The following is a 13,556-nucleotide window of genomic DNA, read 5'->3' on the forward strand; positions in this document are numbered from 1 at the left end:
TGCTGACGGTCGGGCCTGCCGGATCCACCGTGGTCGGCTTCGGGTTTTACCGGGCGGATCTGGTGGTGGCCGCTGTATCTCAGCTCGTCGTGGCCGCAGCGCTCCTAGTCGTTCTGTTGCTGGGGCTCGGCACCGAGTGCGCGCGCTGGGCCGCCCGGCGCCGCCAGCGCCGTCGTCTCGTGCGTGAACGCCGCGCTCAACCTTCACCTTCGCCGACACGGGACACGTAGTCTCGAGGGTGTCGCGTGGTGTGCTTGACACAAAAATCGAACATCCATTCTCATGGAGGCTCCGGCGGGGCGCTCGACGGGCAGTTCGCCACGGTTTCGATGGAGAAGTGCCCCAGTTATCCACAGGCCGGACGGGCGTCGGGGCGCATTGTCAGTGGCAGGCGTTAGCGTCTTTGACGTGAAGCGATCGACTCAAGCAAACCGGGTGGAACCCATGGCAGGAACCGACCGCGAGAAGGCGCTCGACGCCGCGCTCGCACAGATTGAACGGCAATTCGGCAAGGGCGCGGTCATGCGCATGGGCGAGCGGCCGAACGAGCCCATCGAGGTCATCCCCACCGGGTCGACCGCACTCGACGTCGCCCTCGGCGTCGGCGGCCTGCCGCGTGGCCGGGTGGTGGAGGTGTACGGCCCGGAGTCCTCCGGTAAGACGACCCTGACCCTGCACGCGGTGGCGAACGCCCAGAAGGCCGGCGGCCAAGTCGCCTTTGTGGACGCGGAGCACGCCCTCGACCCCGAGTACGCGAAGAAGCTCGGCGTCGACATCGACAACCTGATCCTGTCCCAGCCGGACAACGGCGAGCAGGCCCTGGAGATCGTGGACATGCTGGTCCGCTCCGGAGCCCTCGACCTCATCGTCATCGACTCCGTCGCCGCGCTCGTCCCGCGCGCGGAGATCGAGGGCGAGATGGGCGACAGCCACGTCGGTCTGCAGGCCCGTCTGATGAGCCAGGCCCTGCGGAAGATCACCAGCGCGCTCAACCAGTCCAAGACCACCGCGATCTTCATCAACCAGCTCCGCGAGAAGATCGGCGTGATGTTCGGCTCCCCGGAGACCACGACCGGTGGCCGGGCGCTGAAGTTCTACGCGTCGGTGCGTATCGACATCCGCCGCATCGAGACCCTGAAGGACGGCACGGAGGCGGTCGGTAACCGCACCCGCTGCAAGGTCGTCAAGAACAAGGTCGCGCCGCCCTTCAAGCAGGCCGAGTTCGACATCCTCTACGGCCATGGCATCAGCCGCGAGGGCGGCCTGATCGACATGGGCGTGGAGCACGGCTTCGTCCGCAAGGCCGGCGCCTGGTACACGTACGAGGGCGACCAGCTCGGCCAGGGCAAGGAGAATGCGCGCAACTTCCTGAAGGACAACCCCGACCTGGCCAACGAGATCGAGAAGAAGATCAAGGAGAAGCTGGGCGTCGGCGTGCGTCCGGAGAAGCCGGCCGCCGAGCCGGGCGCGGACGCCGCGGTCTCCGCCACCCCGGACGACACCGCGAAGACGGTGCCGGCTCCGGCGGCGGCCAAGGCGGCCAAGACCAAGGCCGCGGCAGCCAAGAGCTGACCCGTGACACGACGCACGGACTGGGCCGAGTACGCCGCCTACCCGGACGCTCCGCGCAAGCGGGGGCGAGGCGGCGACGCGGGCTCCTCCGGACTGGGCGGCTACGCCTACGGAGGGGACGCGACCGATGCGGCCCATGGCATGGACGGGGGGAACGACGGCACGGCGCCGTACGGCACGAGTGGGGTGTACGACGGGTACGGCGACGAGCCGGGCCTGGCGTACGGCGACGGTGCGGGCTTGGCGTACGGCGACGAGCAGCGCCATGGCGCGGTGGACGGCGAGGCGGGGTCGGAGGGCGGCTCGGTGCTCGGTGCCGGTGCGCCCGGCGGCGGCTCGCGTCGCGGTCGTGGCCGTGGTGGGGCTCGGGGATCGGATGGCTCGGGCGGCTCACACGGGCGTCGTCGGCGCGGCCGCACGGAGCCGTCCGGTGAGGACGGAGGTGCCCCTGCTTCGTCGAGGGCCGGGATGGGGGCGCCCCCAGGGGACCCGGTGGAGCAGGCGCGGGCGATCTGTCTGCGCCTGCTCACCGGGACCCCGCGCACGCGGAAGCAACTCGCGGACGCCCTGCGCAAGCGGGAGATCCCGGATGACGCCGCCGAGGAGGTGCTGTCGCGGTTCGAGGAGGTCGGCCTCATCAACGACAGTGCGTTCGCGGACGCCTGGGTGGAGTCCCGGCACCACGGCCGAGGGCTGGCCCGACGTGCGCTCGCCCAGGAACTGCGCACCAAGGGCGTCGACTCCACGCTGATCGACGCGGCCGTCGCCCAGCTCGATTCCGAGCAGGAGGAGGCGACCGCTCGCGAACTCGTCGCCCGCAAACTGCGCTCCACCCGCGGCCTCGACCGCGACAAACGCCTGCGCCGCCTCGCGGGCATGCTCGCCCGTAAGGGCTACCCCGAGGGCATGGCCCTGCGGGTGGTCCGACAGGCCTTGGAGGAAGAGGGCGAGGACACGGAGTTCCTCGGGGACGAGGGGTTCTGACTCCTGTAGCGGGCCGGGCTCGGAAGCAGAGGCTCTGGTAGCTGAGGGCCTGGAAGCGGGCGAGGGTTCGCGAACGCAGGATTCCGGCCCCGGACACGGTGGACGCGCGGGGGCGCTCATCGCGTTCGGGGCCGGGCGGGGTGAGGGGGCGGTCGTAGGGGTGTAGGGGTGAGGCTCGGTGGGCGTGCGTGTGCCGCGCTACGTGGCCGCGCTCGCCGGCAGAGCCGAGGTCGGCAATGACGCGCCGATGACGGCAACGACGGAGATGACTACGGCCCCGTCAGAGATGAACTTAGGCCAGCCGCTAGCCCTCCACCTCGACCTCCGCCCCGGCAACAGACCCCGCCCCCGAAGTCACCGGAAACCCTTCCGCGCGCCACCCCTGGAACCCCCCGACGAGATCGGTGGCCCGGTGCAGCCCCAGTCGTCGTAGCGACTCGACGGCCAGGCTGGACGCGTAGCCCTCGTTGCAGATCACCACGACTCGCAGGTCGTGGCTCGTGGCCTCGGGGGTGCGATGGCTGCCCTGTGGATCGAGCCGCCACTCCAGTTCGTTGCGCTCGATGACGAGGGCGCCGGGGATCAGGCCGTCCCGCTCGCGCAGGGCCGCGTACCGGATGTCGACCAGTAGAGCCTCGCCGTGCTGAGCGGCCTCGTAGGCCTCCCGAGGCTCGATCCGCTCGTAGCCGGAGCGCACGCGCTCCAGCAACTCGTCGATGCCGACCGGCCGTTCACCCGTGTCGCTCACGCTGCCCTGCGACTCACCGCCGACGGCCCGCTGCTTGCCCACACCGCCCAACGTCGACTCGCCCCCGCTCACTGCCAGTCCTCCGGCTGCTCCACCTGCTCCAGACGCAGGATCGGTCCGCTGCGGCTGAAGCGGCGGATCTGCGGGAGGGGCGGGTAGTAGGCGTGAACGGAGATCGCATGCCGGTCGGAGGACTCGTTGAGGACCTCGTGCACATGGTGGCGGCCGAAGGAGCGGCCCTTTCCGGCCGGCAGCGGGCGTGACCGATCCACGTCGTCCGCCAGTTCCAGCGTCTTCCAGCCGTCGGCGGGCAGTCGGACGGCGAGGGAGTGCTCCCTGAGCTCACCGGCCGCTGTCACGAAGGCCCCGACCGACTCGGCGTGGTCGTGCCAGCCGGTGCCGGTTCCGGGCGGCCAGCCGATCAGCCAGGCTTCGCTGCCGCCGGGGCCTTCGAGGCGTACCCAGGTACGGCCCTCGGGGTCGAGCGGAAGCGAGGCGATCAAGTCGGAGTCGGCGGCAGTACGCCGTACGAAGTCGAGAAGGTCTGCCTGTGTGGGCAGGGAAACCGACGCGGAGGCCGATGTGGAAGCCGACGCGGAAACCGGCTGGGAAGCGTCAACGGCGGCAGAAGAGACAGACACGGGCACCGTCCTGAGGAGAGTTCGCACAGAGCCCGCGAGGCCACATGCAACAAGCGACAGGAGTGGCACGCGCGGGAAGAACGCGGGGAAGAAATGGGGATGCGAATTCAGCAGGATGGGCGACACACGCAGCCCGCATAGCGGACGAGGTCCATATGGACCCTCCGCCACAGGCGCACACAGGTGTCGGTCATGGTCGGGAGTACAGCATGCCGCTGCGGGCCGGTCAACTCACAGTCGTCGGGATTACCGGAGGATGCCCCAGTCTTCGGGCCGGGGGTGCCTCCCGCTCACGGGGGAGAACCCGGGTTCCTGTGGAGTGGGCCAGGAGTCGCTGCATCACTGTCCGGTGATCCGGCGTCCGCTCCAGTGGTACTGAGGGCGATCTCGATGAGATGGAGGATCTCGGAGTTGAGGGACCGGCGGTCCGTGGCCGCGCGAGCGATCACCCATTCGTGTAGGTCTTCCGGCATGCGGAGTGAGAAGCGGATCATGGCGCTATTTCGGCATCATGACGACGCCACCGGAAATGCAGGGGACTGGGCACGCCCGGTACACCTACCGGCTGCGTGTGTCGTCGACGAGCCGTTCGGCACTGCTGGCGGAGTGGGACCGATGCCGGTGGATCTGGAACGAATGTGTCGCCAAGTCCAAGGCCACCCACCTGTACAACAAGGCCACAGGCGAGCAGCGGACTTGCGGCCCGGCACAGCTCGACAAGATGCTGACTGCGGCGCGGGAGCATACGCCGTGGTTGCGTGAGGGCTCCAGCGTTCCGCAGCAGCAGCTGATCCGGGACTTCGGCAAGTCCCGCGCCAAGGCACACAAGGACATCCGGGAACGCCTGCCTCAGTGGCAGCGGGCCGGGATGCCGAAGTGGAAGAAGAAGCACGAAGCCTTGCCGACGCTGAACTACACCCGGCGCGGGTTCCGGCTGAAGGACGATCGCTTGCACTTGGCGGGCGGGATCGTGTTGACGGTGGTGTGGTCGCGGGACCTGCCCGCCGAACCCTCCTCGGTGGGCGTGTATCAGGACAGCGTTGGGCACTGGTACTGCTCGTTCGTGGTTCCGACCCAGATGCAGCCGTTACCCGAGACCGGCCAGGTGCTCGGCGTGGACTGGGGCGTGAAGGAGACCGCGACCACTACGTCCGACGCGCACGACCTCCCGCACGCCCAGCACGGCCGCAAGAGCCAGGCCAAGCTGACGCGGTATGACCGGATGATGGCCCGTCGCAGACCGAGGAAGGGGCAGGCTGCTTCGAAGGGTTATCGGGAGGCGCAGAAGTGGCGGGCGAAGACCTACGCGAAGATCGCCCGGCAGCGGCAGGACACCGGCCGCAAGTGGGCGAAGAAGGTCGTGACCGACCATGACGCCGTCGCTGTCGAGGACTTCAAGCCGAAGTTCCTCGCCAAGTCCTCAATGGCGCGCAAGGCGGCGGATGCAGCGATCGGCGCCGTGAAGAGGGCCCTGCTGGAGATGGGCCGCAAGCACGGGCGGGACATCCGCCTCGTGCATCCTGCGCACACCACCATGGACTGCGCATTGTGCGGAGCGAGAACCAAGCACGCACTGCCGCTGTCCGCGCGCACGTACACCTGCACCGCGTGCGGAGCCGTGTCTCCCAGGGACAAGAACTCCGCCCGCGTGATGCTCGTCCGGGCAGGTCTGAACCCGGCTGGTGTTGAGGGCATAAGACCTTCGGGGGCGCTGCTCCCAGAGGCAGCCTGAGCCAGGAATCCCCGTTCAGTCCGGATGGCAGGCAACCCCCTCCCATCCGGAAGGGGAGCAGTCAATATGCGGACCGCACAGTTTGATTTGAACGAGTAACACCTCCGGTGGGCGCCACTTCCCCGCGGCCGGCTCAGCGCGAGCCGGCCGTAGCCCCCGCCTCCTCGGCCGCCTTGGCAGACTGGGCCGGTCCACCCAGCGCCGTCTCGGCCGCCGCATACAGATCGGCCGGCCGCACCCCGCTCAACGCCGTCACCAGGTGTCCGTCAGGCCGCACCAGCAGGACCGAATGCGCGGCCGCCCCCGGATAGCTCTCCGCGACCAGCAACTCGGCCGGATACGGCAGCGCCGTCACCGCGGCCGCCAGCCGGGGCATGATCCCGGCGGTGGCCCAGTGCTTGCGGTCCCACACGCCCGTGCCCGGCGCGATCAGTACGACCAGCAGCGCGCCCCGCCCGAGCCGGTCCCGCAGCTGCACGAAGGACCCGTCCTCCGCGGTGACCCGCACGTCCATGACCGGCGCACCGCGCGGCGTGTCCACGGGGACCTCGCCCTCCAGGGACCGGGGCGCGAGCGGGGAGTCGGCGTACGTCCCCGGCGCACCGATCGCTCCGTGCCCCAGGTGGCCGTCCATCAGCAGCGCGTCATGGCCTCGCGCGGAGCCGGGGACGACCGCGCGCAACCCTCCGCCGCCGCGCAGCAGCGGCAGCGCCTGGTCGGCGGCGCGCAGCCGGGCGGCGACGGCCGAGCGCCGCTCCGCCTGATAGCTGTCGAGCAGAGCCTCGTGCGGCCCGTGGTGCCAGGCCGACGCCAGCTTCCAGGCGAGGTTGTCGGCGTCCCGCAGCCCCTCGTCCAGGCCGTGCGTGCCGAGCGTGCCGAGGCAGTGCGCCGCGTCCCCGGCGAGAAAGACGCGGCCCACGCGCCAGCGCCGGGCCAGGCGGTGGTGGACCGTGTGAACCCCGGTGTCGAGGAGCTCGTACGGCGGTGTCGGCCCGCCGGTCCACCCGGCGAGCGTCTCCCGGACGCGGGCCACCAGCATCTCGGGCGTGACCAGGTCCTTGCCCGGCGGCAGCAGCCAGTCCAGGCGCCACACCCCGTCCGGGAGCGGCCGTCCGGTCACCTCCCCGCCCGAAGGACCGGACGTCCGCCACGGCGGCATCCGATGGAGCAACGCCTGACCGTCCCAGGGAAGTTCCGCGCGCAGCGCGGCCACGGCGTGTCGCTCCACCGCCGTACGGCCCGGAAAGCGGATGTCCTCCAGCTTTCGTACGGTCGAGCGCTGACCGTCGCAGCCCACCAGGTAACTGCCTCGCCACCAGGTGCCCTTGGGGCCGCGGGTGTGGGCGGTGACGCCCGAGGGCTCCTGCTCGATCGCGTCCAGGCGGCTGTCCACGACGACCTTGACGAGCCGTTCGCCGGCGAGGGCCGCGCGCAGGGCGTCGGTCAGCAGGTGCTGGGCGATGTGCAGGGGGGCGGGGTTCGTGACGCCCCCCTGGTTCGTTACGCCCCCAGGCTTCGGGACGCCTCCAGGGCTCATGACGCCACCGCCGCCCCCGTCTGCGGCGTCGTCGAATGTGACCTCGCGCATCACCTGCTTGCGCCGCATCGCCCGCCATCCGGCCCAGCGTGCCCCGGCCTCGGCGACCGGAACGCCCGTCAGGCGCTCTATGAGGGCGGTGGTGTCCTCGCGCAGGACGGCGGTGCGCGCGAGGCGGGGTTCGTCCTTGCCGGGGCCCTCGTCGAGGACGACGGACGGCACCTCCTGACGGGCCAGCGCCAGGGCGAGCGTGAGCCCGACGGGCCCCGCTCCGACGATGATCACCGGGTCCACGGCGCGGCGCCCCCTGCCCGCAGCGGTGTCCCGAAAGACGCAAGTGAACAGAGAGTTGGAGCAGGGTGCACGATCACAGAACGTATGCAACCCATTGCCGGTGCTTGCGTCAAGTGACGGAGGGCAGTGGCGATCATGCCACTGCCCTCCGTGCCGTTCATGCCACTTGACTGCTCATCAGATGGCAGCCCTCGGACCGTTCATCAGATGGAGCCACCGGCGCCTGTCCCGTAGGTGCCGCCCGTCGCTGCCGGGTTGAGCTCCTCCATATCCTCGGCGCTGAGGACCGCGCCCGTGCTCTTCTTGCTGCGGCGGAGCCGCTGCTCCAGCCAGCTCGCGAAGCTGGTGAGCATGAAGTTGAGCACGATGTAGATGATCGACACCACGATGAAGCTGGCGATGGGGTTGGCGTAATTGGCCGCCAGGGTGCCGCGTGAATTGAGCAGCTCGGTGAACCCGATCATCACGCCGCCCAGCGCGGTGTCCTTCACGATGACCACGAGCTGGCTGACGATGGCCGGCAGCATGGCGGTGACGGCCTGCGGCAGCAGGATGGTCCGCATCGTCTGGCCCTTGCGCAGGCCGATCGCCTTGGCGGCCTCCGACTGCCCCTTGGGCAGGGCGAGGATGCCCGCGCGGACGACCTCGGCGAGGACAGACGCGTTGTAGAGCACCAGGCCGGTGACGACTGCGTAGAGCTGCCGCTGTTCAGTGGTGACGTTCGCCCAGCGATCGTAGGCCTCGTTGGCGAACAGGATCAGCAGGAGGACCGGGATCGCCCGGAAGAACTCGATCACCGAGGCGGCCGGACCCCGTACCCACCGGTGGTCGGACAGACGCGAGATGCCGAAGAAGGCGCCCAGCGGAAGCGCGATCACCATGGCCAGCGCCGCGGCCTTCAGCGTGTTGCCGAGGCCCGGCAGCAGATAGGTAGTCCAGGCCTCCGACTGGGTGAACGGCTTCCACAGGGCCCACTCCAGCTGGTTCTTCTCGTCCATGGCGTCCCAGATGAACCACGCGAGAAGGGCGAGCAGGGCGAAGAAGATCACCGAGATGAGCACATTGCGCCGCTTGGCGCGAGGGCCCGGGGCGTCGTAGAGAACGGAGGTCATCGCTTCACCGCCAGTCGCTTGCTCAGCCAGCCGAGGAAGAGGCCGGTGGGCAGGGTCAGTACCACGAAACCGAAGGCGAAGACCGCGCCGATGAGCAGGGTCTGAGCCTCGTTCTCGATCATTTGCTTCATCAGGTAGGCGGCTTCGGCGACGCCGATCGCGGCGGCCACCGTGGTGTTCTTGGTCAGGGCGATCAACACGTTGGCCAGCGGGCCGATGACCGAGCGGAAGGCCTGCGGCAGGATGATGAGCCGCAGGGTCTGGCTGAAGGTCAGCCCGATGGCACGGGCCGCCTCGGCCTGGCCGAGCGGCACGGTGTTGATGCCGGAACGAATCGCCTCGCAGACGAAGGCTGCGGTGTAGACGACGAAACCGAGGATCGCCAGGCGGAAGCCCCGGACCTGGAAGTCGGAGGCGCCCATCGTCACGCCGAAGACATCGGCGAGGCCGAGCGAAGTGAAGATGATGATGACCGTCAGGGGGATGTTCCGGACGATGTTGACATAGGCCGTGCCGAACCCACGCATGAGCGGGACCGGGCTGACCCGCATCGCGGCCAGAAGGGTTCCCCAGATCAGGGAGCCGATGCCGGAGAAGAAGGTGAGTTTCACCGTCATCCAGAAGGCGCCCAACAGGGTTGGGTTGTCATAGTCAGAAAGAAAGTCGAACACGATCTCCCGCGCTTCCGGGTGGGTGGCGTACGTGGATAGCGCGGCGCGCCGCCGCCCTGATCGCGGTGGACGGCGGCGCGCCGGTGGACCCTTGCGCTACTTGACGATGACGCCGATCTTCGGCGCGGGCTCGTTCTTGTAGTTGGCCGGACCGAAGTTGTCGGTGACCGCCTTGTCCCAGGCCTTCGAGCTGACCATCTTCTCGAGGGCGGCGTTGATCTTGTTGAGGGTCTCGGTGTCGCCCTTCTTGACGCCGATGCCGTAGTTCTCGTTGCTCAGCTTCAGGCCGGCGAGCTTGAACTGACCCTTGTACTGCTCCTGCGCGGCGAAGCCGGCGAGGATCGAGTCGTCCGTGGTCAGGGCGTCCACGGCACCGCTCTGCAGCGAGGAGATGCACTCCGAGTAGCCGCTCCGCTCCTGCAGATTGGCCTTCGGTGCGAAGTCGTCATGGACGTTCTGCGCCGAGGTGGAGCCGGTCACCGAGCACAGGTTCTTGCCGTTGAGGTCGGTGGCCTCGGTGATGTCGGAGTCGGTCTTGACCAGCAGGTCCTGGTGGGCCAGCAGGTAGGGGCCGGCGAAGTCGACGGACTTCTTGCGCTCGTCGTTGATCGAGTACGTGGCAGCGATGAACTTCACGTCACCGCGCTTGAGCGCGTTCTCGCGGTCGGCACTCTTGGTCTCGACCCACTCGATCTGGTTGGCGTCGTAGCCAAGCTCCTTGGCCACGTACGTCGCCACGTCCACGTCGAAGCCGGAGAAGGTGCCGCCCGGCTCCTTCAGGCCCAGACCCGGCTGGTCGTACTTGATGCCGATCTTGATCTTGTCGCCACCACCGGAACCCGAGCCGCCCTCGTTGTCACCGTCACCGCCACCACAGGCGGTGGCAGTGAGGGAGAGCACGAGTGCAGCGGCCGCCGCGGCGGAGACCTTGCGGAGCTTCATGGTGAACATCCTTTGCGTGAAGAAGAGATGCGTGCCGTCAGGAACGGCGGTTGACGCAGGTCGTCGGGTGCGTGAAGCAGTCCGTCAGTGGTGCGGTATCGCACCCCGTCAGTGGTGCAGGATCTTGGACAGGAAGTCCTTCGCGCGGTCGCTGCGCGGGTTGCTGAAGAACTGGTCGGGCACAGCTTCTTCGACGATCTTGCCGTCCGCCATGAACACCACCCGGTTGGCGGCCGAACGGGCGAAGCCCATCTCGTGGGTGACGACGATCATGGTCATGCCGTCGCGGGCGAGCTGCTGCATGACCTCCAGGACCTCGTTGATCATCTCCGGGTCGAGAGCCGACGTCGGCTCGTCGAAGAGCATGACCTTGGGGTCCATGGCCAGCGCACGGGCGATGGCCACACGCTGCTGCTGGCCGCCGGAGAGCTGTGCGGGGTACTTGTCCGCCTGGCTGCCCACGCCCACCCGGTCGAGCAGGGAGCGGGCCTTCTCCTCGGCCTTCTTCTTGTCGGTCTTGCGGACCTTGATCTGGCCCAGCATCACGTTCTCGAGCACGGTCTTGTGCGCGAAAAGGTTGAAGGACTGGAAGACCATTCCGACATCGGCACGCAGTTTGGCCAGCGCCTTGCCCTCGGCGGGCAGGGGCTTGCCGTCGATCGCGATCGCGCCGGAGTCGATCGTCTCCAGGCGGTTGATGGTGCGGCACAGGGTGGACTTCCCGGACCCGGAGGGTCCGATGACCACGACGACCTCGCCGCGGGCGATCGTCAGGTCGATGTCCTGGAGCACGTGCAACGCGCCGAAGTGCTTGTTCACGTTCTTCAGGACGACCAGCTCGCCGGTCGCGGCCACATCTTCCTTGGCCACCGATACTTCGGTCATCGCTCTCAGGCTCCGTCCTCCTCGGTTTCGGAGGACAGTAATAACCGTATCCGACCTGCGTCATTAGTTCTGAGGGGAATCTGAGCATCACGATCCGATAGCAATCGGACACGTGTCGTAGCACTTGGGACCTGGGCGCGTACCGGCTGCATAACGGAAGCCGTGAGCAACCGGAACCCACTTGACGGCGTCGTCGTCCATCAGCGTGACTGCCATGATGCACGCGCGCGTGTGCACGCACTGTTTAGCTACCTGAATCGTACGGCCGATGAACCGAAGGAGGCCGGGATGAGACTGCTCCTCGTAGAGGACGACAACCACGTCGCCGCCGCGCTGTCCGCGGTCCTGGCACGGCACGGTTTCGAGGTCACGCACGCGCGTAGCGGCGAGGAGGCCCTCCAGGCACTCGTCCCCGAGGGCAACGGCTTCGGCGTCGTCCTCCTCGACCTCGGCCTGCCCGACCAGGACGGGTACGAGGTCTGCGGCAAGATCCGCAAGCGCACCAGCACCCCGGTGATCATGGTCACCGCGCGCTCCGACGTCCGCTCCCGCATCCACGGCCTCAACCTCGGGGCCGACGACTATGTGGTGAAGCCGTACGACACCGGAGAGCTGCTCGCCCGGATCCACGCCGTCAGCCGGCGCACCGTGCAGGAGGATGCCGAAACGGGTGGCGACGGCGTGCTGCGCCTGGGCGCCGTACACATCGAACTGCCCACCCGCCAGGTCAGCGTCGACGGTTCGGTTGTCCAACTGACCCGCAAGGAGTTCGATCTCCTCGCCCTGCTCGCCCAGCGCCCCGGGGTGGTCTTCCGCCGGGAGCAGATCATCAGCGAAGTGTGGCGCACGAGTTGGGAGGGGACGGGGCGCACCCTTGAGGTGCATGTGGCGTCCCTGCGCGCCAAGCTGCGCATGCCGGCGCTGATCGAGACCGTACGCGGCGTCGGCTACCGACTCGTCTCCCCGGCCTCGTAGCGGGTAAGGGTGCGCACTCGTCTCCTCCCGCTGCTCATCGTCCTGATGGCGGCCGTGCTGCTCGCCCTCGGCGTACCGCTCGCCGTCAGCCTGGCCGCGGCCCAGCAGCAGAAGGTCGTCGTCGACCGGATCGACGACACGGCGTACTTCGCGGCCATCGCACGGCCCGGCGCCGCCACCACCTCCGGGCCCCGCGACGAGCTCCGCATCCTGAGCCGGGAACTCGAGAGCTACTACGACGTCTACGGCATCCGGGCCGGCGTCTTCCTGCCCAACGACACGCCCCTGGCCAACGGGCCGACGACCTGGTTCCTGCCCGAGACCGGCGAGGTGCGCGACGCCTTCGAGGAGTCGCTGCTCAGCCGGCGCAGCCACGACCCCAAGCAGGTGTGGCCCTGGCAGCGCGGCCGCCTCGTCATCGCCTCGCCGGTCATCCGGGACGGCGACGTCGTCGCGGTCGTCGTCACCGACTCGCCCACCGGGCAGATGCGTTCGCGGATCCTGCACGGCTGGCTGATCATCGGCGCGGGGCTGACGGCCGCGATGCTGGTGGCCGTCGGCGCCGCGCTCCGGCTCACCGGCTGGGTGCTCAGGCCGGTTCGGGTGCTCGACGCCACCACGCACGCCATCGCCAGCGGGCGCCTGAAATCACGGGTCGCGGTGGCCAGCGGTCCGCCGGAACTCCGGCGGCTGGCTCGGGCGTTCAACGAGATGGCGGACAACGTCGAGGACGTGCTGGAGCAGCAGCGCGCCTTCGTCGCCGACGCCTCGCACCAGCTGCGCAACCCGCTCGCGGCGCTGCTGCTGCGCATCGAGCTGCTCGCCTTCGAACTTCCCGAGGGCAATGAGGAGATCGCTTCGGTGCAGGCCGAGGGCAAGCGCCTGGCGCAGGTCCTGGACGACCTGCTCGACCTGGCCCTGGCCGAGCACACCGACGCCGATCTCCGGCTCACCGACGTCGGCGCGCTGGCCGCCGAGCGTGTCGCGGCCTGGTCGCCGACGGCCGAGGCCAAGGGCGTACGGCTGGTGGGGGACTGTCCGCCCACCACCGCGTGGGCCGACCCGATCGCGCTGTCCAGCGCGCTGGACGCGGTGATCGACAACGCGGTCAAGTTCACGCCGGAGGACGAGCGGGTCGAGGTGACCGTCACCTCCAACGGCAGTGCGTCGACGATCGTCGTGACCGACAACGGCCCCGGCCTCACCGACGAGGAGCTCGCCCGCATCGGCGACCGCTTCTGGCGCAGCGGCCGGCACCAGAACATCAAGGGCTCGGGTCTGGGGCTGTCGATCTCGCGCGTGCTGCTCGCGGCGGGCGGGGGCTCCATCTCGTACGGCCGTCATGAGCCGCACGGCTTGCAGGTGACGGTGACGGTGCCCAGGTCGGGGCCGACGTCCTAGCGCGGGTCGGCAAGGTTCTTACGCCGGCAGGGTTCGCAGGTCCGTCGAGTTCTCACGGCGGC

Annotated in this window: 14 protein-coding genes; 5 read left to right on the forward strand and 9 right to left on the reverse strand. The window is 69.0% G+C overall.

Going from position 1 to position 13,556, the window contains the following annotated elements; genetic code table 11:
* Nucleotides 1-444: 444 nt before the first annotated feature.
* Both recA and recX read left to right on the forward strand, forming a co-directional pair.
* Complete coding sequence (gene recA, locus PBV52_RS35815; protein ID WP_274244111.1) at nucleotides 445-1,572, forward strand: recombinase RecA; 1,128 nt, start codon at nucleotides 445-447, stop codon at nucleotides 1,570-1,572.
* A 3-nt stretch (nucleotides 1,573-1,575) separates the two neighbouring features.
* Nucleotides 1,576-2,556, forward strand: a complete 981-nt coding sequence (gene recX, locus PBV52_RS35820) for a recombination regulator RecX (protein ID WP_274244113.1) — start codon at nucleotides 1,576-1,578, stop codon at nucleotides 2,554-2,556.
* A 304-nt stretch (nucleotides 2,557-2,860) separates the two neighbouring features.
* Here the strand turns inward: recX and PBV52_RS35825 are convergent, their stop codons facing one another.
* The 4 genes from PBV52_RS35825 to PBV52_RS51460 form a co-directional block, all read right to left on the reverse strand.
* Nucleotides 2,861-3,304: a rhodanese-like domain-containing protein gene (locus PBV52_RS35825; RefSeq protein WP_274249794.1), complete on the reverse strand. Its 444-nt coding sequence runs from the start codon at nucleotides 3,302-3,304 to the stop codon at nucleotides 2,861-2,863.
* A 68-nt stretch (nucleotides 3,305-3,372) separates the two neighbouring features.
* Nucleotides 3,373-3,945 carry a cysteine dioxygenase gene (locus tag PBV52_RS35830; protein ID WP_274244115.1) on the reverse strand — a complete coding sequence of 191 codons (573 nt, stop codon included), beginning with the start codon at nucleotides 3,943-3,945 and terminating at the stop codon, nucleotides 3,373-3,375.
* A 107-nt stretch (nucleotides 3,946-4,052) separates the two neighbouring features.
* Nucleotides 4,053-4,139: a putative leader peptide gene (locus PBV52_RS51880; RefSeq protein ID WP_313960178.1), complete on the reverse strand. Its 87-nt coding sequence runs from the start codon at nucleotides 4,137-4,139 to the stop codon at nucleotides 4,053-4,055.
* Between the two features lie 96 nt (nucleotides 4,140-4,235).
* Complete coding sequence (locus PBV52_RS51460) at nucleotides 4,236-4,439, reverse strand: Arc family DNA-binding protein (protein WP_306801457.1); 204 nt, start codon at nucleotides 4,437-4,439, stop codon at nucleotides 4,236-4,238.
* Nucleotides 4,440-4,456: 17 nt separating this feature from the next.
* Here PBV52_RS51460 and PBV52_RS35840 point away from each other — a divergent pair, with 17 nt between their 5' ends.
* The gene (locus PBV52_RS35840; RefSeq protein WP_274244117.1) at nucleotides 4,457-5,677 is read left to right on the forward strand and encodes a transposase; all 1,221 of its coding nucleotides are present in this window, start codon (nucleotides 4,457-4,459) and stop codon (nucleotides 5,675-5,677) included.
* A 133-nt stretch (nucleotides 5,678-5,810) separates the two neighbouring features.
* Here PBV52_RS35840 and PBV52_RS35845 read toward each other — a convergent pair whose 3' ends face one another.
* The 5 genes from PBV52_RS35845 to PBV52_RS35865 all read right to left on the reverse strand — a co-directional run bounded on the left by PBV52_RS35845 (nucleotide 5,811) and on the right by PBV52_RS35865 (nucleotide 11,118).
* Nucleotides 5,811-7,508, reverse strand: coding sequence for an FAD-dependent monooxygenase (locus tag PBV52_RS35845; RefSeq protein WP_274244118.1), 1,698 nt, complete (start codon nucleotides 7,506-7,508; stop codon nucleotides 5,811-5,813).
* A gap of 203 nt (nucleotides 7,509-7,711) precedes the next feature.
* Nucleotides 7,712-8,620: an amino acid ABC transporter permease gene (locus tag PBV52_RS35850; RefSeq protein WP_274244121.1), complete on the reverse strand. Its 909-nt coding sequence runs from the start codon at nucleotides 8,618-8,620 to the stop codon at nucleotides 7,712-7,714.
* Nucleotides 8,617-9,291 (reverse strand): amino acid ABC transporter permease, encoded by a 675-nt coding sequence (locus PBV52_RS35855; RefSeq protein ID WP_274244123.1) that lies wholly within the window; start codon nucleotides 9,289-9,291, stop codon nucleotides 8,617-8,619. Before PBV52_RS35855 ends, PBV52_RS35850 begins: the two co-directional genes overlap by 4 nt.
* 96 nt (nucleotides 9,292-9,387) lie before the next feature.
* Complete coding sequence (locus PBV52_RS35860) at nucleotides 9,388-10,233, reverse strand: glutamate ABC transporter substrate-binding protein (RefSeq protein WP_274244125.1); 846 nt, start codon at nucleotides 10,231-10,233, stop codon at nucleotides 9,388-9,390.
* Nucleotides 10,234-10,341: 108 nt separating this feature from the next.
* Nucleotides 10,342-11,118 carry an amino acid ABC transporter ATP-binding protein gene (locus PBV52_RS35865; RefSeq protein ID WP_128430829.1) on the reverse strand — a complete coding sequence of 259 codons (777 nt, stop codon included), beginning with the start codon at nucleotides 11,116-11,118 and terminating at the stop codon, nucleotides 10,342-10,344.
* A gap of 288 nt (nucleotides 11,119-11,406) precedes the next feature.
* Here PBV52_RS35865 and PBV52_RS35870 point away from each other — a divergent pair, with 288 nt between their 5' ends.
* A complete protein-coding gene (locus PBV52_RS35870; RefSeq protein WP_274244128.1) occupies nucleotides 11,407-12,093 on the forward strand; it encodes a response regulator transcription factor in 687 nt (228 codons plus the stop codon).
* Between the two features lie 9 nt (nucleotides 12,094-12,102).
* Nucleotides 12,103-13,494 carry a HAMP domain-containing sensor histidine kinase gene (locus PBV52_RS35875; RefSeq protein ID WP_274244130.1) on the forward strand — a complete coding sequence of 464 codons (1,392 nt, stop codon included), beginning with the start codon at nucleotides 12,103-12,105 and terminating at the stop codon, nucleotides 13,492-13,494.
* Nucleotides 13,495-13,556: the final 62 nt, after the last annotated feature.

This window comes from Streptomyces sp. T12 (genome assembly GCF_028736035.1).
Classification (GTDB): Bacteria; Actinomycetota; Actinomycetes; order Streptomycetales; family Streptomycetaceae; genus Streptomyces.

Excerpts from the sequence above, each read along its gene's own strand:
- PBV52_RS51460 (WP_306801457.1), bottom strand. The coding sequence starts at position 4,439 with ATGATCCGCTTCTCACTCCGCATGCCGGAAGACCTACACGAATGGGTG.
- PBV52_RS51880 (WP_313960178.1), bottom strand. The coding sequence starts at position 4,139 with ATGACCGACACCTGTGTGCGCCTGTGGCGGAGGGTCCATATGGACCTC.
- PBV52_RS35865 (WP_128430829.1), bottom strand. The coding sequence starts at position 11,118 with ATGACCGAAGTATCGGTGGCCAAGGAAGATGTGGCCGCGACCGGCGAG.
- PBV52_RS35840 (WP_274244117.1), top strand. The coding sequence starts at position 4,457 with ATGACGACGCCACCGGAAATGCAGGGGACTGGGCACGCCCGGTACACC.
- PBV52_RS35850 (WP_274244121.1), bottom strand. The coding sequence starts at position 8,620 with ATGACCTCCGTTCTCTACGACGCCCCGGGCCCTCGCGCCAAGCGGCGC.
- recA (WP_274244111.1), top strand. The coding sequence starts at position 445 with ATGGCAGGAACCGACCGCGAGAAGGCGCTCGACGCCGCGCTCGCACAG.
- PBV52_RS35860 (WP_274244125.1), bottom strand. The coding sequence starts at position 10,233 with ATGAAGCTCCGCAAGGTCTCCGCCGCGGCGGCCGCTGCACTCGTGCTC.
- PBV52_RS35870 (WP_274244128.1), top strand. The coding sequence starts at position 11,407 with ATGAGACTGCTCCTCGTAGAGGACGACAACCACGTCGCCGCCGCGCTG.